Origin of the sequence: Geomonas ferrireducens, assembly GCF_004917065.1 — a bacterium.
GTDB classification, from domain to species: Bacteria; Desulfobacterota; Desulfuromonadia; order Geobacterales; family Geobacteraceae; genus Geomonas; species Geomonas ferrireducens.
Map to the genome: position 1 here is coordinate 1,486,557 of NZ_SSYA01000001.1, position 20,827 is coordinate 1,507,383.

Below are 20,827 nucleotides of genomic sequence, written 5' to 3' on the forward strand. Positions count from 1 at the left end.
AGACCAGAAATTGCATGACTAGCCGTAAAACTGTAAAATATTAAGAGAGCTTACCATGTCAACAGTACTTGTCACTGCCGTATACGTTGGTTGACAGTAAAACCTGAAGGAGATGGGCGCCCAAAGAAGGCCTCAAACTTTCATGTGCTGCTGTTGGGATCTCGGGAGCCAGGCGAGCGGCACTAAATGAGGCCAAACTCAGGGCGCAAACGTTTATATGTATCAAGTTTAATGGGTAAGGTGTTTTCCTGTGGGCTCTGTTTACCGCTTAGGCAACGTAAAGGGGTAAAGATTTAGCGCTCTTCGCTTCATGTGGGTGGTTCCACCCAGTTCTGGCAGCTGTGATTTGAATCACATTAATTTTATGTCATGCAATATCGCCTTTTGGGGGCTCGTAAGTACCTTGTATTTTTGTGCTAAGAGGCAACCGGACGTGGCTTGGCAAATGATGGAGGCGCTTCTTTGGAACGTACTTTGCTTACTTAAGTTATCGTGTTTGCTGCCGATAAGGGGAAGACATTTCTTTGGTCCGCGGCAACTCATATTTACCAGTGAGGGAAGTGATGGATAAACAGGAGATAAACAACGCCATAAGTGAACATGCCTTGTATAAGTACAGACTCAACGAGGTGATAGCCAAAGGGGAACTGGAAAGCCCCAAGGGGCCATGCACCGAGCATGACTGTGCTTTCGGCAAATGGTTCTACGGCAGCGAAATCCCTCCCCGGCACCGTGCCTCCGCCTACTACCAGAGGGTGAAGGAACTGCACGCCGAGTTTCACAAGGTGGCCTGCAACGTGGCCCATATGGCGGTCGATGGAGATCGCGAGGGGGCGCAGCGGATGATGGAACTGGATGGGGAATTCAGCCTTATATCGAACCGGATGATGGAAGCGCTGATCAAATGGAGAGACAACATTTAGCTTTTTGATGAAAATGATTAAACTCAGCCTGCCGGGTGCCGATGAATGAGTCAGGGAGAGCGTCGCTTGCATAGCGTGCTCTACGTGACATTGTGATGAGTGATCAGCAGGGTGAGCCACCCTGCGTGCAGTATCGGGCCGGGTGATTTGATGCAAAGCAAGACAAAGGGTTGTCTTTTTAAAAAGTATGGTCTCTTCTCCATTGCCGTCTGGACCGTGGTCATCGTGACGCTGGCCGCGACGGCGGTGACCGGCGACCGCAAGCAGATGCTCCAGCGGGCCGAAGACGAGGCCCGCGACTACTTCCGCCTAAATCTGCAGTACCGCGCCTGGGCCGCCAGCATGGGAGGGGTCTACGTTCCCGCCGGGAAGGCCGCCCCCAATCCCTATCTCACCGTTGCCCGCCGCGACGTCGCCACCACCGACGGGATGCGGCTTACCCTGGTCAACCCGGCCTACCTGACGCGCATGGTCTTTGCGACGGTCCCCTCCCCGCGCCGGGCGCCACACCTCCCCCTTGTCACCAGCAGGATCACCAGTCTGAAACCCGTAAACCCCGTGAACGCCCCGGACCCCTGGGAACGGGAGAGCCTGCTCGCCTTCGAGCGGGGTGAGTCCCGGGAGCGGTCCCAGGTTGCTACTATCGCCGGGGCTCCCTACCTTCGTTTCATCTCCGCCTTCGTGACCGAAACCTCCTGCCTCACCAGCCACCGCGCGCCGGGTGACCGGGAGGGGGTGGTGCGCGGTGCCCTGGTCATCTCGGTTCCCCTGGTGGCACGCCTGGAGCAGCAGGCGGCAAGCGACCGGAACACGGTCGGGCGCTACTTCCTGCTTTGGGTGCTCGGTACCGCAGGCATCGCGGTATCGTCACGGCGCCGTTTCGAGGACACGCGGCGGCTCCTGGCAAACGAGCAGAAGTTCCGCACGGTGTGCGACTGGACCCAGGACTGGGAATACTGGGTCGGACCGGACGGGGCGATCAGGTACATGTCCCCTTCCTGCATCGAACTCACCGGCTATGCGAGGGAGGAGTTCCAGGAGGAACCGGAGCTTTTGTACCGGGTGGTGCACCACGATTTCAGGGAGAGCCTGAGGGCGCTGCACCAAGAGATCCACGACCCGTCCCTGCCGGCACGAACGCTGGAGGTGCCCATCCTGACCCGCGGCGGAGAGCTGCGCTGGATCCAGCACCTGTGCCGCCCCATCTTCGAGGAAGGGGTATTTCTCGGCCTTAGGGCCTCGAACCGGGACATCACGCGGCAGCGGCAGGACACCGAGAAGATCAGGCTCAGCGAGTCGCGCCTCGTCACCCTTTTGGGGATCCTGCAGTACCCGTCCGAGACGGTCCAGGGCTTCCTGGACAACGCGCTCGAAGAAGCGATTCGGCTCACCGGAAGCAGGGTCGGGTTCATCGGCCATTACGACGAGGAGCGCGGAGAGTTCACCCTGAACTGCTGGTCGCGCGACGTCATGCGGGAATGCGGCCTCCCCGAGCGGGAGATTATGTGCACCCTGGAACAGACCGGGCTTTGGGGTGAGGTGGTACGCCAGCGCAGGGCGGTCGTCGTGAACGATTACGCCGCGGAGAGCGCGCTTAAGAAGGGGTATCCGCAAGGGCACGCGCATCTTAGCCGCTTCATGAGCATCCCGGTCTTCAGCGGCGACCGGATCGTCGCCGTGGTCGGCATGGCCAACAAGGAAGGGGATTACGACGACACCGACGTGCTGCAGTTGACCCTCCTCATGGAATCGGTCTGGAAGTCGGTAGCGAACAAGCGGGCGGAGCAGGATTTGCTGGAAAGCAACGAGCGCTTTGCCGCGGCGTTCAACAACGCCCCCCTCATGCTGGCGGTCAGTTCGCTGGAGGATGGGGTCTACCTCGAGGTGAATCAGCGCTTCCTGGATGCGGTGCAGTGGAGCCGGGACGAGGTGATAGGGAAGCGCTCGGTGGACTTGGGGCTCGTGACGCAGACCCAGCGTGATCAAGTGAAAGAGCTCATGCTGAGGGAGGGGCGGATCAAGGATCTGGAACTTACCCTCTACGCGAGCACGGGGCGGCCGGTGCTCTGCCGGATGTGGACCGAGACCATCGCGGTGGGGGGAGAGAAGCGGCTTTTGACCATCATCCTGGACATCACGGAGCAGCGGCGCGTCGAGCAGCAGTTCCTGCAGGCGCAGAAGATGGAGTCGGTCGGCCAACTGGCCGGCGGGGTCGCCCACGACTTCAACAACATGCTGAGCGTCATCCTGGGGCATGCCGAGCTAGGACTCATGGACGAGGAACTCGCCGAAGGGCAGCGCAGGCACCTTGAGGCGATCCTGGACGCCGCCAACCGCTCTTCCAGCATCACGCGACAGCTTCTGACCTTCGCCAGACGCCAGAACGTGCTCCCCAGGGTGATCGAGGTGAACGAGGCGGTGGCCGGGATGCTTAAGATGCTGGGGCGGCTTATCGGCGAGGAGATCGAGCTGCTCTGGATACCCGGGGAAAGGGCGGGGCGCGTCAACATCGATCCCTCCCAGGTGGACCAGCTCCTCGCCAACCTCTGCGTCAACGCGCGCGACGCCATCGCGGGCGTCGGCCGGATCACCATCAGCACGCAAAACGCGACACTGTCGGATAACCCGCTTGATGCCGCCTCCGGGCTCGCCCCCGGCAGGTACGTGCTCCTCTCGGTGAGCGATACCGGGCAGGGGATGGCCGGGACGGTCCTCGACCGTATCTTCGAGCCCTTCTACACGACGAAGGAACCGGGAAAGGGGACTGGACTCGGGCTCGCCACGGTCTTCGGCATCGTGAAGCAAAACGGGGGCGGGATCAAGGTGCAGAGCACCCCGGGCGAGGGGACCACCTTCCGTATCTACCTTCCGTCCGTCCCGGATGAAGAGGGAGGGAGCAGTGGCGAGGCGGAGGTGTCCTACATGAAGGGGGACGAAAGCATCCTCGTCGTGGAGGATGAGCTCTGGGTGCGCGAGATGGTTTCCGACATGCTGGTCAAGCTTGGGTATCGGGTCACCGTCGCCTCGACCCCGGATGAGGCGCTTGCGGCGGTCTCCCGGCTGGAGCGGGCCCCTGAGCTGCTCATCACCGACGTGATCATGCCGGGGATGAACGGCAGCGACCTGGCGCTGAGACTCGGGGCCGCGAACCCCGGCGTCAAGACCCTGTTCATGTCCGGCTACGCCTCGGACTTCATCGCCCGCCACGGTGTCATCAACGAGGGGGTGCATTTCCTTCCCAAACCGTTCACCCTCCCCACCCTCGCCGCCAAGGTGCGCGAGGTGCTCGACGGCGCCGGTTAGCCCCGCAGTCCTGGAGGTGATGCGCGCGAGATCGCTCTGCGTCAGGCGCCGTTCCTGCTCCGATCCGCATGCCGACTGTTTTGCTTGGTTTAATTAGATCAAAAAAAGGTGAACTGAATCAAAAAACGTGGTAGTTTCACGGGCCTTTTTTTACTAATGAGCCAAGGAGAGCACCACAGATGAAGAGATCCATCCGCAGCGCCCTTTCCACCGGTTTCAAGGCCCTGGCCCTGGCCGCCCTGACACTCGCGCCGTTTGCCGCGACCGAGGCCCACGCGGGCGCCACGCTCTGGAACGAGACCAACATCCAGTACCTTTGGGGGGGGCAGTTCAAGAACCCGTTCACCGGCACCAAGGGCAACCAGTCCACCATCACCGTGGAACATGCCAACGCCTGGAAGTACGGCGACACCTTCCTCTTTTTCGACGTGACCAATACCGAGAAAGACGACACCGGGATCTACGGCGAGCTCTCTCCGCGTCTCTCCATCGGCAAGATCACCGGCCATGACCTCTCCGCTCCTTTCGTGAAGGACGTGCTGGTGGCCGGCACCCTGGAGATGGGTCAGGGCTTCCGCAACTACCTCTACGGCGTGGGCTTCAGCCTGAACCTGCCGAAGTTCAACTTCGCCGACCTGAACGTCTACGTGCGCAACGACCCGAAGCAGTCCGGCAGCACCTACCAGGTCACCCCCTGCTGGCAGCTCCCCTTCAGCGTGGGTAAGGCCGACATGCTCTTCGAAGGGTTCTCCGACATCGCCGGCGGCGAAGGGAACCTTGTCTTCAACATCGACGCCCAGCCCCGCCTGCTCCTCGATCTGGGCAAGTTCTGGGACGCGCCGAAAAGCATCTACTTCGGCACCGAGTTCATGTACTGGCACAACAAATTCGGCGTGAGCGGCGTGAACGAGTACGCGCCGCAGGCGATGGTCAAGATCGTCATGTAAATACGGCCGGGAGCCCATGGGTTCCCCGCCGGGACGGTATGAAGAGGGGGCGGATTTTTCCGCCCCCTTTCTCATTGGGACGCTTGCCAAGGAAGCCCCGCCGCGCTAGAGTGTCGGTCATGCCCGATGCCGTCCGCCGCCACTACGAGCTTTACCCCTACCCGAGTTATCCCCTCTTTGCCTCGGTGCGCCGCGCCGACACCTACGCGAACAACCTCGACGCCCTCTGGTCCCTTTTCAACGGCGAACTCCCGCCGGCCGATCTCGCCCGCATCCTCATCGCCGGGTGCGGCACCTTCGCCCCCTATCCTTTCGCCGTCGCCAACCCGAAGACCCGGGTCACCGCCCTCGACCTCTCCGAGACGAGCCTCAAGCGGGCCCGGCTGCACTGCCTAGTGCACGGGGTGACCGGGGTCGATTTCGTGGCAGGAGACCTCCTCGACCCGGCGCTCGTCACCGGCCCCTACGGTTTCATCGATGCCTACGGTGTGCTGCACCACCTGGCGGAACCGGAGGCGGGGCTGCGCGCGCTCGCCGCGCGCCTTGGGGACGGGGGGATCATGAGGGTGATGGTCTACAGCCGCTACACCCGGCGCGAGGAGGATGCCATCCGGCGTGCGCTCACCCTTTTGAAGGTGCGCGAGCCCGAGGCGGTGCGAAGGATGGTGGCGCGCAGTGCGCAAGGCTCGCGGCTGAGGGAGTTCTTCGAGAGCTCCGGCGAGGTGGCGAACCGGGCCGGGCTTGCCGATGCCCTGCTGCATCCGCAGGTGAAAAGCTATCGTATCGGCGAGCTGATGGAGCTCGTCGCGGCAAGCGGGCTTACCCTGTTGCGTTTCGCGCACCGGGGCGCCCTCGCCGAGCCGGAGCGCGAGGTGGAACGGATCCGGGCCATGGAGCAGGAGAAAGAGTCCCCGGGCAACTTCGTGCTCTACCTCGGGCGCAGCCCCAAGGGCCCCTGCCCGGACTCAGACGCGGTCTTTCGCCTGAACCCGTGCCTCGCCGCTGCCATTTCCCCCTGGCGTCTCACCCCGGCTCACATCCCGGGGCGGTTCGGTAACGAAAACGGCCCCCTAAACGCTGCGGAGCGCCGCTTCCTGCGCCGCTTCCGCCGTCCCGTCCAGGCGGCCGAACTCTCCCCTCTTGACCTCAAACGGGCCGGCAGCTACGCCGACCGTCTCTTCCTTTTGCGCTGCCGCGAGCTCTCCGTCTAGCGGTCCAGCATCTCCCGCACTTTTCTTAAAAGCTCGGCCGGGCGCACCGGCTTCGTCATCAGCTCGGTACCCTCCTCCAGGAGGTCACGGCTCTTGATGATGTCCATGGTGTAGCCGCTCGTGTAGAGGACGCGCGCCGACGGATCGATCCTGCGGATGGCGCCGCAGGCCTCTTTGCCGCTCATCCCCGGCATTATCATGTCCATGAGGATGAGGGCGATCTTCCCCTCGTTTCTTGCGAAGGTTTCGACGGCGACGGCACCGTTTTCCGCCACCAGCACCTGGTACCCGGCGCCGGAGAGGATCTGCTCTAGGAGGGTGCGCAGGTTCGCCTCGTCCTCGACCACAAGGATGGTCTCGCTCCCGCCGCGCGGGTGCTCCAGCTCCCTGAGCGCTTCGGCCGCCTCGGAGGCGGAGGGGCTGAGCGGCAGGTAGATCCTGAAGGTGGTGCCAAGGCCCTGCTCGCTGTAGATGTTGATGAAGCCGCCGTGCTGCTTCACGATGCCGTACACGATGGACATGCCGAGCCCGGTCCCCTTACCCAGCTCCTTGGTGGTGAAGAAAGGCTCGAAGATCCTCCTGCGCGTCGCCTCGTCCATCCCGAGGCCGGTGTCGGAGATGGAGACCACCGCGTAGGGGCCGGGTGAGCCGGCGTCGTTGGCATCGACGAACCCCTGGTCGATGCGCTGCAGCGATGTGGCGACGGTGAGGAGCCCCCCGTGCGGCATGGCGTCGCGTGCGTTGGTGGCAAGGTTCACCAGCACCTGCTCGATTTGGTTGCTGTCCATCTCCACCGGGAGCGGGTGCTCGGGGAGCTGCGACTTCAGCTGCACGTCCTCCCCTATGATGCGGGAGAGGAACTTCTCCACGCGCCGGATCACCTCGTTCAGGTCGACGGTCTGCGTCTTGATCACCTGTTTCCTGCTGAAGGTTAGCAGTCCCGCGGTGAGCTGGGCGGCCTTGTCGGCGGCCTCCATGATCCGATCCACCTGCTCCCGGTGCTCGGGTGCCAGGGCGGCGTCGTTTCTCAGCATGCTGCCGTACCCCATGATGACCATGAGTATGTTGTTGAAATCGTGCGCGACGCCTCCGGCCAACTGCCCGATCGCTTCCATCTTCTGGGATTGCAGGAGCTTTTCCTCGAGCTGTTTCTTCTCGGTGATGTCCTCGGCGATACCCAGGAGGTAGCGTGCCTTCCCCTGCTCGTCCATGAGGGGGATCTTCTTCGTGTGCAGGATGCGGTTCCCGGCGGCGGTGCTGATCACCTCCTCGGGGATCTCGACCAGTTCACCCGACTCGAGGGTCTCCCGGTCCTTGGCGCTGAAGAAATCGGCCTGCTCGCTTGGGAAGAGGTCGTGGTTGCTCTTGCCGAGGATCTCCTTGCGGGAAAAACCGAGGAGCTCCTCGCCGTACTTGTTGATGGTGATGAAGCGCAGCTTCACGGCGTCCTTCGCGAAGACCATGGCGGGGATGTGATCGACCACGTTCTTCAGGAACTCCTCGCTCTGGCGCAGCGCCTCCTCGACGGCGCGGCGGGTGGTGATGTCGCGCGCCACGCCGAGGACGTAGGCCTTGTCGCGAAACTGCGTCCGGTTCAGGGTGAGCTCGGCCCAGAAGCGCCCGCCCCCCTTTTTGTGCAGCTCGGTGACGATCAGTTCGCGCGGCTCTTCCTGGCGCTCCGGGGCGCGTATCAACGCTTCGGCGGCGGAATGCCACAGATCGGAGACCTCGAAAAGGGATTTTTCCAGGAGTTCCTCACGGCTCCATCCCGTCTGGCGGCAGGCGGAGTCGTTCAGGTCCACGATCCGGCCGGAGACCGTCTCGACGAGGAAGATGGCGTCGTTGCTGTGATCGAGGAACGCTTTCAGCCGTTCCAACTCCTCGAGGCGCTCCTGGAGTTCGGGGTAGTAGGTCTTGCGCAGCGAGTTCTCACCAAAACCCGCGAGCTTGCGCTGCAGGGCCTCGAGGGAGTCGAGGTCGTCGCGTGGGGGGGAGTCGGGCGGATCAGAGGGATTCTTCATAGACGACCTCTATGTCCCTCTTTGAGGCGCGGCGCGGGTTGGTAGCCATGCAAGGGTCTTTCAGGGCGTGCTCGCTGTACTGCTTGAGGTCGTCGACCCCGACCCCGACCTCGGCCAGGGTGCGTGCCACGCCGGCCTGGGCCTTCAGGGAGCGCACATGCTCGATGAGGAGCTTCTTCTTCTGAGCTACCGGGAGGCCGCGCAGGTCGAGCCCCATCGCCTGCGCGATGCGCTCGAAGCGCTCCGGAGCCGCGTCGAAGTTGAAGTCGATGACATGATCGAGGAGGATGGCGTTACATTCGCCGTGGGCGAGATCGAGGGCGCCCCCCAGGCTGTGCGCCATGGCGTGGTTCGCCCCTAGGATCGCGTTGGAGAAGGCGAGCCCCGCCTGCAGGCTCCCCATCATCACCTGGCTCCTGAGCTCCTGGTCGTCGGGGTTGCGGATGCTGGGAATAAGGCTCGAGGTGAGGATCTTGACCGCTTCCAGCGCGTGCAGGTCGGTCATGGAAGAGCTGGCGGTGGAGACGAAGGCCTCGATGGCGTGCGTCATGGCGTCGAGCCCGGTGCAGGCGGTGAGGTACGGGTCCATCGTGGTGAGGGTGATGGGATCGATGAGGGCGATGTCGGGGACCACCGACTTGCTGATGATGGCGATCTTCACCCGCTCGAGCGGGTTGCTGATGATGGCGAACTGCGAGACGTCGGCCGAGGTTCCCCCGGTGGTCGGGATGCAGATCAGGGGAGGCATGGGGGCCTTCACCATGTCCACCCCCTCGAATTCGAGGATGTGCTTGTGGTTCGAGGAAACGATGCCGATCCCTTTGGCGCAGTCGATCGGACTTCCGCCCCCCACTGCCACGATCACGTCGCAGCGCTCCTCACGGTACAAGGCGACCCCGGCCATGACCTCTTCGGCCTTGGGGTTCGGCGTGAGCGCGGTGAAAAGGACGTATGGGAGTCCCTCCGCCTCGAGGCTCTTGGTAACATCGGCGGTCCATCCCGCCTGGACCACGCCCGGGTCCGAGACCACGAGCACCTTACGGCCGCCGAGATTTCTGGCATAACGCCCGGCCAGTTCCCTAGCACCTGCTCCGAAGATGAATTCGGGTGCGAGAAATTTCCTCAGTTGCAGACCTTCCGCCATCTCCTGTCTCCCTGGTTCAGCACCACATGCAATTTACACAGAAGGATTAAGGCCGGTAAATCTTAGACAACCACCGTAGTATAACAACATTCGGTTTCGATTACTACTGCTCAGTCTGATAGACGTGTCGGGGGAATGCCCCGGAAACTTTAAGGAAAAAGCGAAGCGGTCGCCCAAGTGAAGCAGCAGCTTCGCTATGCTTTGCAAAGCTGCCGTGCACCCATATCGGTGGCAGGAAACGGGCACTCCCCTCGTTAGAAGATCCTGTGGTGAGCCAGTAAGGTCCGGTGCTATGTCATAGTCATGGGGATAGAAAAAAAATTTATGGGATAAAGCGATGCTAAGTATACGAAATCTCCCAAATAACGTAACAGGATGGATGGCGCGGGGGGGGCAAGGTGCAAAAAAATACCTTAACTTCTGCAGTTTAGCTGACGATACCGGTCTGCATTGAACCCGGATTGGCCGGGGTACTGTTACGACGGCGGAGGCGGGCGCGCCCCTCGTGCTGTCGGACGCGTTTCCTGCCGTGTCGCATCACACACGCTGCCGTCGTGAAAAGAAAGGAGAAAGATGTGAGCTTTTTCAAGAACATGAAAATCGGTAAGAAGCTGTACCTCGTCTTTTCCATCATAATCGTGCTTGTCGCCACCCTGGTCGCGGTGGCTTACGTAAACCTGGCCTCGCTCGGCAAGGCAAACAGGATGAACGTCCACACCTACCAGGTTACGGAACAGGTCGGGAACATACTGACCGCACTGGTGAACATAGAAACCGGCGAGCGAGGCTTCGCCCTCACCGGGGAGGAAAAGTTTCTCGAGCCGCTGAACGCCGGCAAGGCCGATTTCTCAAGGGCATGGGAGGAGGCGAAGCGCCTTACCGCGGACAACCCGAAGCAGCAGGAGCGCCTGACGAAACTGTTCCAGTCCAAGGAGGACTGGCTCAAGGCCGACGTGGAGCCGCTGGTCGCACTCAGACGGCAGGCCGGCAGCGGGACCGGCATGGAGCAGGTGGTGCGGACGGTGCAGCAGGCCAAGGGAAAACAGTTCATGGACGCGATGCGCGTGGTCATCGCCGACATGCAGAAGGAGGAGATGTCCCTCCTTGGCGTGCGCATGAAGGATGCCGAGGCGCTCGAGGCGAGGACCAAGGTGATCCTCGTGGGGGGCGGCATCCTGTGTGCCGTGCTCGCCTTCGTCTTCGCCACCCTGGTGGCGAACGCCATCACCAAGCCGCTTGGCAGGGCGCTCGATGCGGCCAACAAGATCGCGGCTGGGAACCTGAACGTGAACCTTGACGCCGACTCCGAGGACGAGTCCGGTCAACTGCTCGCCGCGCTCAAGGGGATGACGGAGCGCATCCAGGCGCTCGTCGAGGACGCTAAAGCCCTCTCCCATGCGGCTGTGGAAGGAAAGCTTGCGACGCGCGCCGACGCAGGGCGTCACGAGGGGGACTTCAGGCGCATCGTCGAGGGGGTGAACCAGACCCTCGATGCGGTGATCGGCCCGCTGCAGGTGGCCGCCGAATACGTCGACCGCATCGCCAAGGGGGACATGCCCGCACCGATAAGGGAGGAGTACCGCGGCGACTTCAACCAGATAAAGGAAAACCTGAACCAGCTGATCGCTGCCATCACCGCGATCACGAGTGCGGCGAAGGAGGTGGCCGGCGGCAACCTGACCGTCCAGCTCGAGGAGCGCTCGGCCAACGACGAGTTGATGCGTTCCCTCTCCAGCATGGTTTCAAAGCTTTCCGCGGTGGTCACCGACGTCAAGGAGGCCGCAAACAACGTGGCGGGCGGCAGCCTGCAGATGTCCTCCGGATCGCAGCAGCTCTCACAGGGGGCGAGTGAGCAGGCGGCTGCGGCGGAGCAGGCCTCTTCCTCCATGGAGGAGATGTCCTCCAACATCAGGCAGAACGCGGATAACGCCATGCAGACGGAGAAGATCGCCGTGAAGTCCGCCCAGGACGCCCAGGAAGGGGGCAAGGCGGTGGCGCAGACGGTGCAGGCGATGAAGGACATCGCCGGGAAGATCTCCATTATCGAGGAGATCGCGCGGCAGACGAACCTTCTGGCCCTGAACGCCGCCATCGAGGCGGCCCGCGCCGGGGAGCACGGCAAGGGTTTCGCCGTCGTGGCAAGCGAGGTGAGAAAGCTCGCCGAGCGCTCGCAGAAGGCGGCGGCTGAGATCTCGGAGCTCTCCTCGACGAGCGTAGAGGTGGCGGAGACCGCCGGACAGATGCTGGACCGCATGCTTCCGGATATCCAGCGCACGGCCGAACTGGTGCAGGAGATCTCCGCCGCGTGCAAGGAACAGGACAGCGGCGCGGCCCAGATCAACAAGGCGATCCAGCAGCTCGACCAGGTGATCCAGCAAAACGCCTCGGCGAGCGAGCAGATGTCGGCGACGGCTGAGGAACTCTCCTCGCAGTCGGAACAGCTGCAGACGACCATCGGTTACTTCAACATAGGGCAGGAGCGCAGCGCGAAGGGAGTGCCGGTGCGCTTTAAGGAGCCGCAGCCCGAAGCGCGGCCGGGGCGTAAGGAAGCCCCGGCCAAGGCGAAGGGGGGTAGGAACAAGCTCACCCAGTCCGGCCCGGTGACCGGTGCCGAGATCAACCTGAACGATCTCGACGAGCAGTTCGAGACCTTCTAGCGGTAAGGCGGCAACGTCTGCCGGAACAGGGAGGCCCGACGGCAAGCGCCGTCGGGCCTCTTTGCCGTCTCGGCCCCCGACGAATTTATCTTGACCCGTCTACCACTTCACGGTTTAGTATCCCCGACTGTCATGGCCATGACCGACCAAACAGATAAGGAGCGAACAGTATGAGCAAGGTAACGGTAGACGAGTGGACCGCCCGGTTCCGGGCCATCGGGCTGGACGACGCGGCCATGGAACAGTGGCATCGCCTCTTCGAGAGGGAAAATCCCGAAGGGCACCAGAGCTTCCTCGAGTGGCTGGGGCTTCCCCAGGAACGGATCGCGGCGATCCGCGCACACCACGCCTAATCTGCAGGCCCCGGGCGCCCGGGGCCGCTTTTCTCGAAGGAGCAGGCATGTACCGCATCAGCCAGCTGGCCAAGAGGTTCGGACTTTCCCGGAGCACGCTCTTGTACTACGACCAGGAGGGGCTTCTTTGCCCGAGCGCAAGGAGCGAGGCGGGTTACCGTCTCTATTCGGAGCGCGACCTGGATCGGCTCGCCGCGATAGCCTCGTTCCGCAAGGCCGGGCTCTCCGTGGAGGAGATCCGGGCCATCCTCGCCGCCCCGGAAAAGGGGGAGCGGTCGGTCCTGAAGCGCCGCCTCGCGGCGATCGGAGAGGAGATCAGGGCGCTCAAGGCCCAGCAGAGCCTGCTCGCCCGCATGCTCCGGGTCCAGTCGGGAGAGTCGCTCCCGGAGAGCATGGACAAGGAAACCTGGGTCGCCATGCTGCGCGCGGCGGGCATGGACGACAGGGGGATGGAGACCTGGCACGCCGAGTTCGAGCGCCGCGCACCAAAGGCGCACCACGCCTTCCTCCTCTCGCTCGGCATCGGCGAAGAGGAGGTGCTGACCATACGAAGGCTCTCGGAGTCGGTCTGGGCCGGCGCAGAGGGGAAGGGGTGAAAAAAGGGCTCCGGTTCCCCCCCCCCCGCGTTGAATTCTCCGGCAATGTGATTAGAATGTGCTAACTGTTGTGCCGACATTCCAACCACAAAGGAGAAGCCCATGAAGACATCCGAAATGTTCGCCGCCCACCCGAGAAAGCTCATCATGGACGTGACCGCCGTCACCGAGTGCATCAGCTCCCTCGTCGAGTGTGCCGACGTCTGCACCAGCTGCGCCGATGCGTGCCTCGGCGAGGCGACGGTGCAAGACCTCACCAAGTGCATCCGCCTGAACCTCGACTGCGCCGATATCTGCCAAGTCACCGCGCGTGTCCTCTCCCGGCAGACCGAAGCCGTCCCCCAGCTTTTGAGGACGCAGCTTGAGAGCTGCGCCGTCGCCTGCCGCCTCTGCATGCAGGAGTGCGAGGTGCACTCCGAGATGCACCAGCACTGCCGCATCTGCCGCTCGTCCTGCCAAAGCTGCGAGAAGGTCTGCCAGGACCTGATCTCCCGCCTCTCCGAAGGAACCAGGACCACCTTCCTCTGACATGCCCCGGGGCGGCGCAAGCCGCCCCTTCTGTGCCGTTTTTGAAAGAGGAGGTGGCCGATGAGCAAGCTTGCCTGTAACGTGGCCGCATACCGTCCCGATCCGTCGATGCTGGCGGCAAGGTTCGAACCTCGGCATGCCGAGACGCTCCTGGCCGAGGCGGAACGGCTCCTGGAGCGCTGCGTCGCGGACTTCAGGGAGTACTCCGCGCTGGATCGGGCCTGGCAGGAACTGAGCCTCGACCTGTCCATCCTGGAAAAGGAGCTTGAGCTCGACCGGCAACGAGTCGAGTCGATGGAGCCGCAAGAGCGGGAAGTCGCCGCTCGGGAGGAGCCGGTCTCTCCGCGGGAGGAGACGCAGGAACAGGCGCCGGGCGGTGAGGTGCAAGCGGCACCGCCGGCGGTGGAAGAAGAGGAGATGGAAACGGAGCCGGAACGGGCCGAGGTGAGCGGCATGATCGGGTTGCGCGGCGAGTCGATCCGACGCAGGAAGGGGCTTGCCGCTCCGGGCGGCGCCCTGGCCATGAACGAGCAGCGCGACCTCGTGCTGAAAAGGCTTTGCCGGGACTACGAGGCGGCGCTGGACCGGATCGCGGTGGCCGAGGGGGGGCTCATGCGCATCTACGGCCACGACGCCCCTTCGCCGCTCAGTTCCTGGTCCGAGACGCTGGGGGCGTCCATTGCGAGTTGTACCGTCTGGACGCGCGACGCCCTGGAATGGCTCGCTTGCTACCAGCGCAGGGAGCAGGCCTTCACCCGTGCCTTCTCGGTGCGCGCCCTCATGAACCGCAACGCGTGGGGGCAGCTAAGGCACGCGCGCGACAGTTTCGCCGTGCGCGTGCAGGTGCCGCCGGAGCTTTTCCAGGGGCTCGAGAACTGCCGCTTCCGCGGCGTGAGCGCGTCGCTTTTGGGGGAGGCGGGGGCGGTCCCGTGGTCCGCCTTGGTGCGGCTTCCTGAAAGGGGGGTGTATGTGAGGCGCGGGGAGCGCGTGGAGGCGGACCAGAGGGGGCTTTCGCCCATCCTCCTCGGGCGGGTGGAGAACCGCCGCTCGGTGCGTCGCTCCGAGTTCTGCGGCATGGTGACCCACGAGAATGCGAGCCCGGTTGGGAATGGGGCTAACGACGGGCTCTGGTCCGTCGAGCTCCTACGCCCGGTCGGGGCGGTGAGCGAGCAGTTCGCCCAGGTGGAGGACCTGGTGGTAGAGGTGAAGGTCTGCGGCGTGCCGCAGGCAGGCGGGGAATAACAGGCGGCCGGCGAAGGCCGACCACAAGGGGGTGACTCATGGGAGAGATGCGGTTGACCAGCCCGGCCTTCAAGGACAACGGGCGCATGCCGGCCAGGTATACCTGCGATGGTGACAACATCAATCCGGAACTCCGGATCGAGCACGTGCCGGACGGCACCAAGTCGTTGGCTCTGGTCATGGAAGACCCGGACGCCCCGAACGGGCTCTGGGTACACTGGATCCTTTGGAACATGGGGCCTAGGACCACCGAGCTCGTGGAACAGGCGGAGCCGCGCGAAGTGGTCATCGGCAAGAACAGCTGGGGACACAACCAGTATGGCGGGCCCTGCCCTCCCTCCGGCACCCATCGCTACATCTTCCGGTTGTACGCGCTCGACACGACGCTTGAACTGGCGGGAACGGCGAGCAAGGGGCAACTGGACGTGGCGATGCAGGACCATGTCATCGAGGAGGCGGTGCTTACGGGGCTGTACGGTGGAGGGTAGCGAACAAGGAGTGGGAAAAGTGGCGTCCGGTGCAATTGCCGGGCGCTTTTTTTATAGTCCGGCCACTTCAGTCACGTACTGGGCAAGGGAGCGGTCCGTGTTCTGGATGTGCGCCACCAGCCAGTCCTTGAGAAAGACGAGGACATCGATGGCGACGAAGGATTCCCCCGCCTCGAAACGGTCCCTGAAGTTGTGGATGGACTTGATGAAGGTGCGGTGGGCGGCGGTGTGAGCCTTAGCTGCCGGGTAGCGCGCCGCGCGCATCAGGGCTTCCTCGGTGCCGAAGTGGTACTGGGTGTAGTCTAGAAGTTCCACCACTATGTCATGCAGTTCATGGGTGTGGTCGTGCTGCATGAGCGCGCTGTAGCAGCGGTTCAGGATCTCCACCAGCTTTTCGTGATCGGCGTCGATCCGCTGCACTCCCAAGGTCAGGGTTTCATCCCATTCAACCAGCGTCATTAGTTGCTCCGGCTCATTAGTGGTACTGCTTTCTATCCTTATCGGCGTGCTGCGCTTGAACTGAAATACCTCCCTACTTGAAGGCGATCACGTCGAGCCGGCCGTAATCCCCGCGCTGCGCCTTCATGGCGCGCCGCTCGAAGGCGATCTCCCTCCTCTTCCGCTCCTCAAGCCCCTCCTGTGCGCCGGTGGCGCCGACCCTGGAGAGGGCTTGTTGCAGCACGAAGCCTCCCGCCAGAAGCGACGCGAGGGCGAACCTGCGCTTGGCGAGAAGTCCCACGGCGCCGGCTAGAAGCAGGTATGCGGGAGGGTTAAGCACGAAGTCGAGCAGGGCATGCGCACCGAGCCTCACGTTCAGGCGCCGCAGCTGCGGGTCGAGGTTTTCTCTTTGGTCCTCGCGGAAGTTAAGCGGACGCTCGGCCCATTCGGTCAGTCTTTCGCCCATGACTCCCTCCTTTGCCGGATTTGGCAACGACAAGTATCTTAGCAGCACACGTACTTTCCTCAACACGATAGTTTCATTTTGTACGGTGCGGCGCACCTTGACTTGGAAACGGTGGTGGATAGAGTAAGACGTTGTTAATTTCGTGAAGGTATTGGAGGTCGGCAGTGGCTACTGGCGTTTTCCGCGAACTGCTTGAGACGGACCTCGGGAAGGGGGTGAGCCTCATCGACCCGCTGCGCAATCATCGCTGGGACCGGTTCGTGCACGCCCATCCCTACGGCTGGATAACGCACCTCTCCGGTTGGAAAAGGGTGCTGGACAAGAACTTCCAGCACATGTGCGGCTATTACCTGGCGCTCACCACCCCCGGTGGCGCCATCAAGGCGGCCCTCCCGATCTACGCGGTGCGGAGCTGGCTGACCGGCCGGCGCCTGGTAAGCATCCCGTTTGCCACTCTCTGCGATCCGCTGGTATCGGAGTCGTCCGAGATGGAGATCCTGTGCGACGCGGTGCTGCGGCTTGCCGAACAGCTCGAGATCCCCCGCATCGAGATCAGGACGGCGCAGGCGCCACACCTGCTCGATCGGGAAAGGTTCCGCACCGACTGCGGCCACAAGCACCACTTCATCAGGCTCTCCCGCGACCCCGAGGAGGTCAGGATGCGCTTCCACAGAAGCTGCGTGCGGCAGCGCATCCTCCGCGCCGAGAACTCGGGGCTGAGCATCATCCGGGGATGGCGTGAAGCGGATCTGATGGATTTTTACCTCCTGCACCGGGTCATGAGAAGGAAGAGGGGGCTTCCCCCGCAGCCGTACCCTTTGGTTAAATCGCTCTGGCAGACCTTTTCCGGACAGGGGCTGGCCGAGCTCCTGCTCTGCCGCAAGGGCGCGGAGACGGTGGCCGGGGTGCTGCTTTTCACCTACAAAGGACGCGTCTCCATCGAGTACTCCGCGATGGACGCGAACCATATCGACTGTAGCCCTCTGCATTTCCTGCTCTGGAACGTCATCAAGGACGCCTGCCGAGCCGGCTATCAGCGCTTCGATTTCGGGCAGACCAAGGAGCAGAACAAAAGCCTGATGGACTTCAAGTCCCATTGGGGGACCGAGATCCTGGATCTCCCTCATTTCCTCTACCCCAACGACCCGGCGCTCCCGAGCCCGTTGTACAACAGGTCGCTGGCGAGGAAGGCGCTGCATTACCTTTGCAACAAGGCGCCGGACACGGCGCTCAGCTATCTTGGGGAGTTCTGCTACCGCCACATGGGGTAGCCGCTTCCCCGGGGAGAAGCGCTCCGGCGGCCGGTTCGGCACTTTCGGGTGCACCCCAGGTACCGGCCCGCCTGGAGGTGGTGGATAACAGCCGCAGTGGCCCAGGGGTCATCCCTCAAGGGGATGGAAGGAGGAAGTCATGGCCGAGGTGAAAAGGATCCAGATTCAGGAGGCGCGCAGGAAGGTGCAGGACGGAGAGGCCCTCTTCGTCTGCGCCTACGACAGCGAGGAGATGTGCGGCGGGATTCGCCTTGAGAAGGCGCTGACCATGGGAGAGTTCAACGCGAGGCTCCCGGAGATCCCGAAGGAGAAGGAGATCATCTTCTACTGCAATTGACCGCAGGAACACACGTCTGCCGGTCGGGCAGCGGAGTTCCAGGAGATGGGGTTCACCAAGGTGTCGGCGCTGAAGGGTGGCGTGAACGCCTGGAAGGAGGCGGGGTTCCGGTAAGAAACGCTTCAAATGCAAAAGGGCCCTCCGCTGCCGGAGGGCCCTTTTTTTATTCGTCGCTTTCTGCGGCTTTCCGCACCGCACCGGCTTCTTTCAGATAACGGTCGATCCCTGTACGGTTCCAAAGTACCACCTGCTTGCTCCTGAAAGGCTGCCGGAAGAAGTACTCCACCGGTTCGATACGCCGCTTGTCCGGCTCGTACGTGATAAGGGCCACTTTGTCGTGGGTCGCCACGTATGCTCCGACCTCATCCGCACCCTTCAGCTCCACCAGGGGGTGCTCCAACCGCCCCATGAAATGAAACTGACCGTGGTACTTGTCGACGTGCAGCACCTCGTACCCCTCGGCCTGCTTCTCCCTGATCGCCTGAGCGATGGGGTGCAGGTCGTAGCGCAGGAACATGGTCTGCCCGCCGATGAGCACGAGCGCGCAGCAGGCAAGCGAGGCGACGGCCACCCGGGTGACCAGGGCTGGCATGGTGCGGGGGCGCAGGCCGAAAAGGAGAGCGCCGAGGAGGAAGAGGCCGCCGGCGGCCCACCTCACCTCGGTGAGGTCGAAGTGTCTGAGCATGCGTCCGTGATTGATGAACGAGGCGGTGAGAAGGCCAGCCCCCAGGATCAGGTAGAGAATCGCTATGGGGAGCCTCCAGCGCGCGACGTCCCCCTGCTCTTGGGCGATGCTCTTCGCCATGAGGAGGCTGAAGGCAGGGAGCACCGGGATCAGGTAGTGGACCTGCTTTCCGGAGAGCAGCGAGAAGACGACGAGGCTCACGCCGCACCAGATCATGACCATGCGGGACCCCGGATCTGCGGTGAGCCTTTTCCAGGCGCGCCACGCGGGGGGGAACAGGGCCCACGGCAGGAGCAGGGTCGGAATCCAGGGGAGGTACCACCAGATCGGGCGCCTGTGGGCAAAGGAGTTGGCCATCCGGTTCACCGTCTGCCCCCAGAGGATGGCGCGGCGGTAGGTTTCGCCGCCGGTCAGCGCCGCGGGGACGAGCCAGAAGGAAAGAACCGCGATGCCGATCAAAAGGGAGAGCCCAATGGAGGCGTACCACCTGCCGGCGGGGCGCTCGCCGGGGGCCCAGAAGGGGGCGAAGAGGGCGACCGGCAGGACGTAGACCAAAACGACGGGACCCTTAGTGAGGATGCCGAAGCCGATGGCGACCCCGAGCTGCATGAACCAGAGGAGGCGCTGCTCCTTCACCGCCGAGATCACCGCGTCCACCGCGAGCAGCACCCACAGGGTGAGCACGACATCGAACATGATCACCGCGGACCACAGGAGGTAGGAGAGCATGGAGGCGAGGACGAGCGCGGCGTAGCGGGCGACCTGTTCATCCTGCCAGAGCCTCTTGGCGATCCGGTGCACGAGGGCCACGTTCATCATGCTGAAGATGAGGGGGATGAAACGGAGGGTCCCTTCGTTCACGCCGAAAATGAGCCAGTCGAGGTTGAAAAGCCAGAAAAGCAGCGGGGGCTTGTGGGAGTAGGGGAGTCCGTTTTGCAGCGGGACGATGTACGACCCCTTGTTCCACATCTCCCACCCTACCGAAAGGTAACGGGTCTCATCGATCGGGAAGTATGGGAGCAGAAAGGAAAATGCGATGGCCGGGAAAGCAAGGATCGCGAAGGGAAGCCAGCGTTGGCTACTCCATGGGTGACGCTGCGGCATCTTTCTTTTCCTTGTGGATGAAGAAGAGGTTTCTGACGTAGACCGTAGTGCCGAACGCCTGTCCCAGTATGAACACAGGGTCCTTGCGGTAAAGCGAATAGACCAGGAGGATCAGGGAGCCGAAGATGCTGAAGTACCAGAAGGACTCCGGGATGACGCTCCTTCTCTTCCGTTCGGTGGCGATCCACTGCACGACGAAGCGCATGGTGAAGAAAAACTGCCCGGCAAGACCGATCCCTACCCAGGTTCTCTCGGAAAGAGTCATCAGTCGAGCCTCGTGATCTTTACGTTTTTAGCACGCATGCGCAGCCAGCAGACGCCGAAGATGTCGATGATGCCGACCCACAACCGGTTCAGCGTGCCGTACTTGGAGACGCCGGCGGTGCGCGGACGGTGGTTCACCTCGACGGAGATGACATCTCCCCCCTTCATCCTTATGAGGGCCGGGAGGAAACGGTGCATGTGGTCGAAGAAGGGGAGCTCGAGAAAGGCCGCGCGGTAAAAGACCTTTAGGCCGCAACCGGTATCCGGGGTTTCGTCCCGCAAAAAGAAGCGCCGGTAGGCGTTGGCGATTCTGGAGCTTATGATGCGCCAGGCGGAGTCGTCCCTTTTCTTGCGGTAGCCCGCGACCATCTTGAGGTTGGGGTTGGTACTGTTCCTGATCGCCTCGATCATTTTCGGGAGGTCGGCGGGGTTGTTCTGGCCGTCACCATCCAGGGTCCCGATAAGGGTGCCGTTGGCCTGCTTGATGCCGGTCGCAACGGCGGCGCTCTGGCCGTAGGCGCGGTCGTGCTGCACCACTTTCAGGGAAGGAACGGACTTCTTCAAGGCGAGCAGCCGTGCGTGGGTGTCGTCGGTACTGCCATCGTCGACCACCACGATCTCACAGTCGAGGCCGGTTGCCACGATTTCCTGGACGAGGGAAGCTATGTTCTCTGCCTCATTGTGGGCAGGTATCACTACTGAGATAGTCATCATGGGTCTTTGTTTTAAGGTGTAATCTCTGTTGTTTTGCCAACTGCGAAGCATAGCACAGGAGGGTGCCCTCATCATAGTTTTTTCTGAATGCGGCTTGGATCTTTCCACGAGCTATGAGGGGTGCGGGGACCCTGA

General features: G+C 62.7%; 19 protein-coding genes and 1 pseudogene. 13 read left to right on the forward strand and 7 right to left on the reverse strand.

Annotated features, from left to right (window positions below; all coding sequences use genetic code 11):
* The first annotated feature begins 605 nt into the window (after positions 1 to 605).
* From E8L22_RS06430 to E8L22_RS06445, 4 genes are all read left to right on the forward strand, one after another.
* A complete protein-coding gene (locus E8L22_RS06430; RefSeq protein ID WP_162604788.1) occupies positions 606 to 923 on the forward strand; it encodes a CZB domain-containing protein in 318 nt (105 codons plus the stop codon).
* 150 nt (positions 924 to 1,073) lie between these two features.
* Complete coding sequence (locus E8L22_RS06435) at positions 1,074 to 4,226, forward strand: GAF domain-containing protein (RefSeq protein ID WP_136524362.1); 3,153 nt, start codon at positions 1,074 to 1,076, stop codon at positions 4,224 to 4,226.
* A 179-nt stretch (positions 4,227 to 4,405) separates the two neighbouring features.
* Positions 4,406 to 5,173: a DUF5020 family protein gene (locus E8L22_RS06440; RefSeq protein WP_136524363.1), complete on the forward strand. Its 768-nt coding sequence runs from the start codon at positions 4,406 to 4,408 to the stop codon at positions 5,171 to 5,173.
* A 119-nt stretch (positions 5,174 to 5,292) separates the two neighbouring features.
* On the forward strand, positions 5,293 to 6,384 hold the full coding sequence (locus tag E8L22_RS06445; RefSeq protein WP_136524364.1) for a class I SAM-dependent methyltransferase: 1,092 nt from the start codon (positions 5,293 to 5,295) through the stop codon (positions 6,382 to 6,384).
* On the opposite strand, the gene E8L22_RS06450 is transcribed toward E8L22_RS06445, so the two are convergent.
* Both E8L22_RS06450 and ercA read right to left on the reverse strand, forming a co-directional pair.
* Positions 6,381 to 8,405 (reverse strand): hybrid sensor histidine kinase/response regulator, encoded by a 2,025-nt coding sequence (locus E8L22_RS06450; RefSeq protein WP_136524365.1) that lies wholly within the window; start codon positions 8,403 to 8,405, stop codon positions 6,381 to 6,383. The two genes, E8L22_RS06445 and E8L22_RS06450, sit on opposite strands and share 4 nt — an antisense overlap.
* Positions 8,389 to 9,549, reverse strand: a complete 1,161-nt coding sequence (gene ercA, locus E8L22_RS06455) for an alcohol dehydrogenase-like regulatory protein ErcA (RefSeq protein WP_136524366.1) — start codon at positions 9,547 to 9,549, stop codon at positions 8,389 to 8,391. The genes E8L22_RS06450 and ercA overlap by 17 nt, the downstream gene beginning before the upstream one ends.
* 575 nt (positions 9,550 to 10,124) lie before the next feature.
* Here ercA and E8L22_RS06460 point away from each other — a divergent pair.
* From E8L22_RS06460 to E8L22_RS06485, 6 genes are all read left to right on the forward strand, one after another.
* The gene (locus tag E8L22_RS06460; protein WP_136524368.1) at positions 10,125 to 12,206 is read left to right on the forward strand and encodes a methyl-accepting chemotaxis protein; all 2,082 of its coding nucleotides are present in this window, start codon (positions 10,125 to 10,127) and stop codon (positions 12,204 to 12,206) included.
* A gap of 170 nt (positions 12,207 to 12,376) precedes the next feature.
* Entirely contained in the window at positions 12,377 to 12,559 is a 183-nt protein-coding gene (locus tag E8L22_RS06465; protein ID WP_136524370.1) for a MerR family transcriptional regulator, read from the forward strand.
* A gap of 47 nt (positions 12,560 to 12,606) precedes the next feature.
* Entirely contained in the window at positions 12,607 to 13,155 is a 549-nt protein-coding gene (locus tag E8L22_RS06470; RefSeq protein ID WP_136524371.1) for a MerR family transcriptional regulator, read from the forward strand.
* Between the two features lie 102 nt (positions 13,156 to 13,257).
* Positions 13,258 to 13,683 carry a four-helix bundle copper-binding protein gene (locus tag E8L22_RS06475; RefSeq protein WP_136524373.1) on the forward strand — a complete coding sequence of 142 codons (426 nt, stop codon included), beginning with the start codon at positions 13,258 to 13,260 and terminating at the stop codon, positions 13,681 to 13,683.
* Between the two features lie 60 nt (positions 13,684 to 13,743).
* Positions 13,744 to 14,925, forward strand: a complete 1,182-nt coding sequence (locus E8L22_RS06480; protein ID WP_136524374.1) for a hypothetical protein — start codon at positions 13,744 to 13,746, stop codon at positions 14,923 to 14,925.
* A 38-nt stretch (positions 14,926 to 14,963) separates the two neighbouring features.
* Positions 14,964 to 15,413 (forward strand): YbhB/YbcL family Raf kinase inhibitor-like protein, encoded by a 450-nt coding sequence (locus tag E8L22_RS06485; RefSeq protein ID WP_136524375.1) that lies wholly within the window; start codon positions 14,964 to 14,966, stop codon positions 15,411 to 15,413.
* Between the two features lie 51 nt (positions 15,414 to 15,464).
* Here the strand turns inward: E8L22_RS06485 and E8L22_RS06490 are convergent, their stop codons facing one another.
* Together E8L22_RS06490 and E8L22_RS06495 are read right to left on the reverse strand one after the other, a co-directional pair.
* Positions 15,465 to 15,872 carry a bacteriohemerythrin gene (locus tag E8L22_RS06490; protein WP_136524377.1) on the reverse strand — a complete coding sequence of 136 codons (408 nt, stop codon included), beginning with the start codon at positions 15,870 to 15,872 and terminating at the stop codon, positions 15,465 to 15,467.
* Positions 15,873 to 15,945: 73 nt separating this feature from the next.
* Positions 15,946 to 16,317 (reverse strand): hypothetical protein, encoded by a 372-nt coding sequence (locus tag E8L22_RS06495; RefSeq protein WP_136524378.1) that lies wholly within the window; start codon positions 16,315 to 16,317, stop codon positions 15,946 to 15,948.
* Positions 16,318 to 16,481: 164 nt separating this feature from the next.
* On the opposite strand from E8L22_RS06495, the gene E8L22_RS06500 reads away from it, so the two are divergent.
* The 3 genes and pseudogenes from E8L22_RS06500 to E8L22_RS21870 all read left to right on the forward strand — a co-directional run.
* Positions 16,482 to 17,588 carry a lipid II:glycine glycyltransferase FemX gene (locus E8L22_RS06500; RefSeq protein ID WP_136524380.1) on the forward strand — a complete coding sequence of 369 codons (1,107 nt, stop codon included), beginning with the start codon at positions 16,482 to 16,484 and terminating at the stop codon, positions 17,586 to 17,588.
* A 139-nt stretch (positions 17,589 to 17,727) separates the two neighbouring features.
* Positions 17,728 to 17,925, forward strand: coding sequence for a rhodanese-like domain-containing protein (locus E8L22_RS06505; protein ID WP_136524381.1), 198 nt, complete (start codon positions 17,728 to 17,730; stop codon positions 17,923 to 17,925).
* Positions 17,926 to 17,952: 27 nt separating this feature from the next.
* Positions 17,953 to 18,039, forward strand: a pseudogene (locus E8L22_RS21870) (rhodanese-related (seleno)protein); the annotation flags it as partial.
* 49 nt (positions 18,040 to 18,088) lie between these two features.
* Here E8L22_RS21870 and E8L22_RS06515 read toward each other — a convergent pair.
* From E8L22_RS06515 to E8L22_RS06525, 3 genes are read right to left on the reverse strand one after another with little or no spacing between them, the layout of a single operon-like run.
* Complete coding sequence (locus tag E8L22_RS06515; RefSeq protein ID WP_136524383.1) at positions 18,089 to 19,714, reverse strand: ArnT family glycosyltransferase; 1,626 nt, start codon at positions 19,712 to 19,714, stop codon at positions 18,089 to 18,091.
* Positions 19,689 to 19,979 carry a lipid-A-disaccharide synthase N-terminal domain-containing protein gene (locus E8L22_RS06520; RefSeq protein ID WP_136524385.1) on the reverse strand — a complete coding sequence of 97 codons (291 nt, stop codon included), beginning with the start codon at positions 19,977 to 19,979 and terminating at the stop codon, positions 19,689 to 19,691. The genes E8L22_RS06515 and E8L22_RS06520 overlap by 26 nt, the downstream gene beginning before the upstream one ends.
* The gene (locus tag E8L22_RS06525) at positions 19,979 to 20,689 is read right to left on the reverse strand and encodes a glycosyltransferase family 2 protein (RefSeq protein ID WP_246044565.1); all 711 of its coding nucleotides are present in this window, start codon (positions 20,687 to 20,689) and stop codon (positions 19,979 to 19,981) included. The genes E8L22_RS06520 and E8L22_RS06525 overlap by 1 nt, the downstream gene beginning before the upstream one ends.
* Positions 20,690 to 20,827 lie beyond the last annotated feature (138 nt).

Bases quoted from the DNA above. Each gene is read 5' to 3' on its own strand.
- ercA (WP_136524366.1), bottom strand. From the start codon at position 9,549: ATGGCGGAAGGTCTGCAACTGAGGAAATTTCTCGCACCCGAATTCATC.
- E8L22_RS06495 (WP_136524378.1), bottom strand. From the start codon at position 16,317: ATGGGCGAAAGACTGACCGAATGGGCCGAGCGTCCGCTTAACTTCCGC.
- E8L22_RS06485 (WP_136524375.1), top strand. From the start codon at position 14,964: ATGGGAGAGATGCGGTTGACCAGCCCGGCCTTCAAGGACAACGGGCGC.
- E8L22_RS06515 (WP_136524383.1), bottom strand. From the start codon at position 19,714: ATGCCGCAGCGTCACCCATGGAGTAGCCAACGCTGGCTTCCCTTCGCG.
- E8L22_RS06470 (WP_136524371.1), top strand. From the start codon at position 12,607: ATGTACCGCATCAGCCAGCTGGCCAAGAGGTTCGGACTTTCCCGGAGC.
- E8L22_RS06480 (WP_136524374.1), top strand. From the start codon at position 13,744: ATGAGCAAGCTTGCCTGTAACGTGGCCGCATACCGTCCCGATCCGTCG.
- E8L22_RS06475 (WP_136524373.1), top strand. From the start codon at position 13,258: ATGAAGACATCCGAAATGTTCGCCGCCCACCCGAGAAAGCTCATCATG.
- E8L22_RS06490 (WP_136524377.1), bottom strand. From the start codon at position 15,872: ATGACGCTGGTTGAATGGGATGAAACCCTGACCTTGGGAGTGCAGCGG.
- E8L22_RS06445 (WP_136524364.1), top strand. From the start codon at position 5,293: ATGCCCGATGCCGTCCGCCGCCACTACGAGCTTTACCCCTACCCGAGT.
- E8L22_RS06440 (WP_136524363.1), top strand. From the start codon at position 4,406: ATGAAGAGATCCATCCGCAGCGCCCTTTCCACCGGTTTCAAGGCCCTG.
- E8L22_RS06525 (WP_246044565.1), bottom strand. From the start codon at position 20,689: ATGACTATCTCAGTAGTGATACCTGCCCACAATGAGGCAGAGAACATA.
- E8L22_RS06465 (WP_136524370.1), top strand. From the start codon at position 12,377: ATGAGCAAGGTAACGGTAGACGAGTGGACCGCCCGGTTCCGGGCCATC.
- E8L22_RS06450 (WP_136524365.1), bottom strand. From the start codon at position 8,405: ATGAAGAATCCCTCTGATCCGCCCGACTCCCCCCCACGCGACGACCTC.
- E8L22_RS06435 (WP_136524362.1), top strand. From the start codon at position 1,074: ATGCAAAGCAAGACAAAGGGTTGTCTTTTTAAAAAGTATGGTCTCTTC.
- E8L22_RS06505 (WP_136524381.1), top strand. From the start codon at position 17,728: ATGGCCGAGGTGAAAAGGATCCAGATTCAGGAGGCGCGCAGGAAGGTG.
- E8L22_RS06520 (WP_136524385.1), bottom strand. From the start codon at position 19,979: ATGACTCTTTCCGAGAGAACCTGGGTAGGGATCGGTCTTGCCGGGCAG.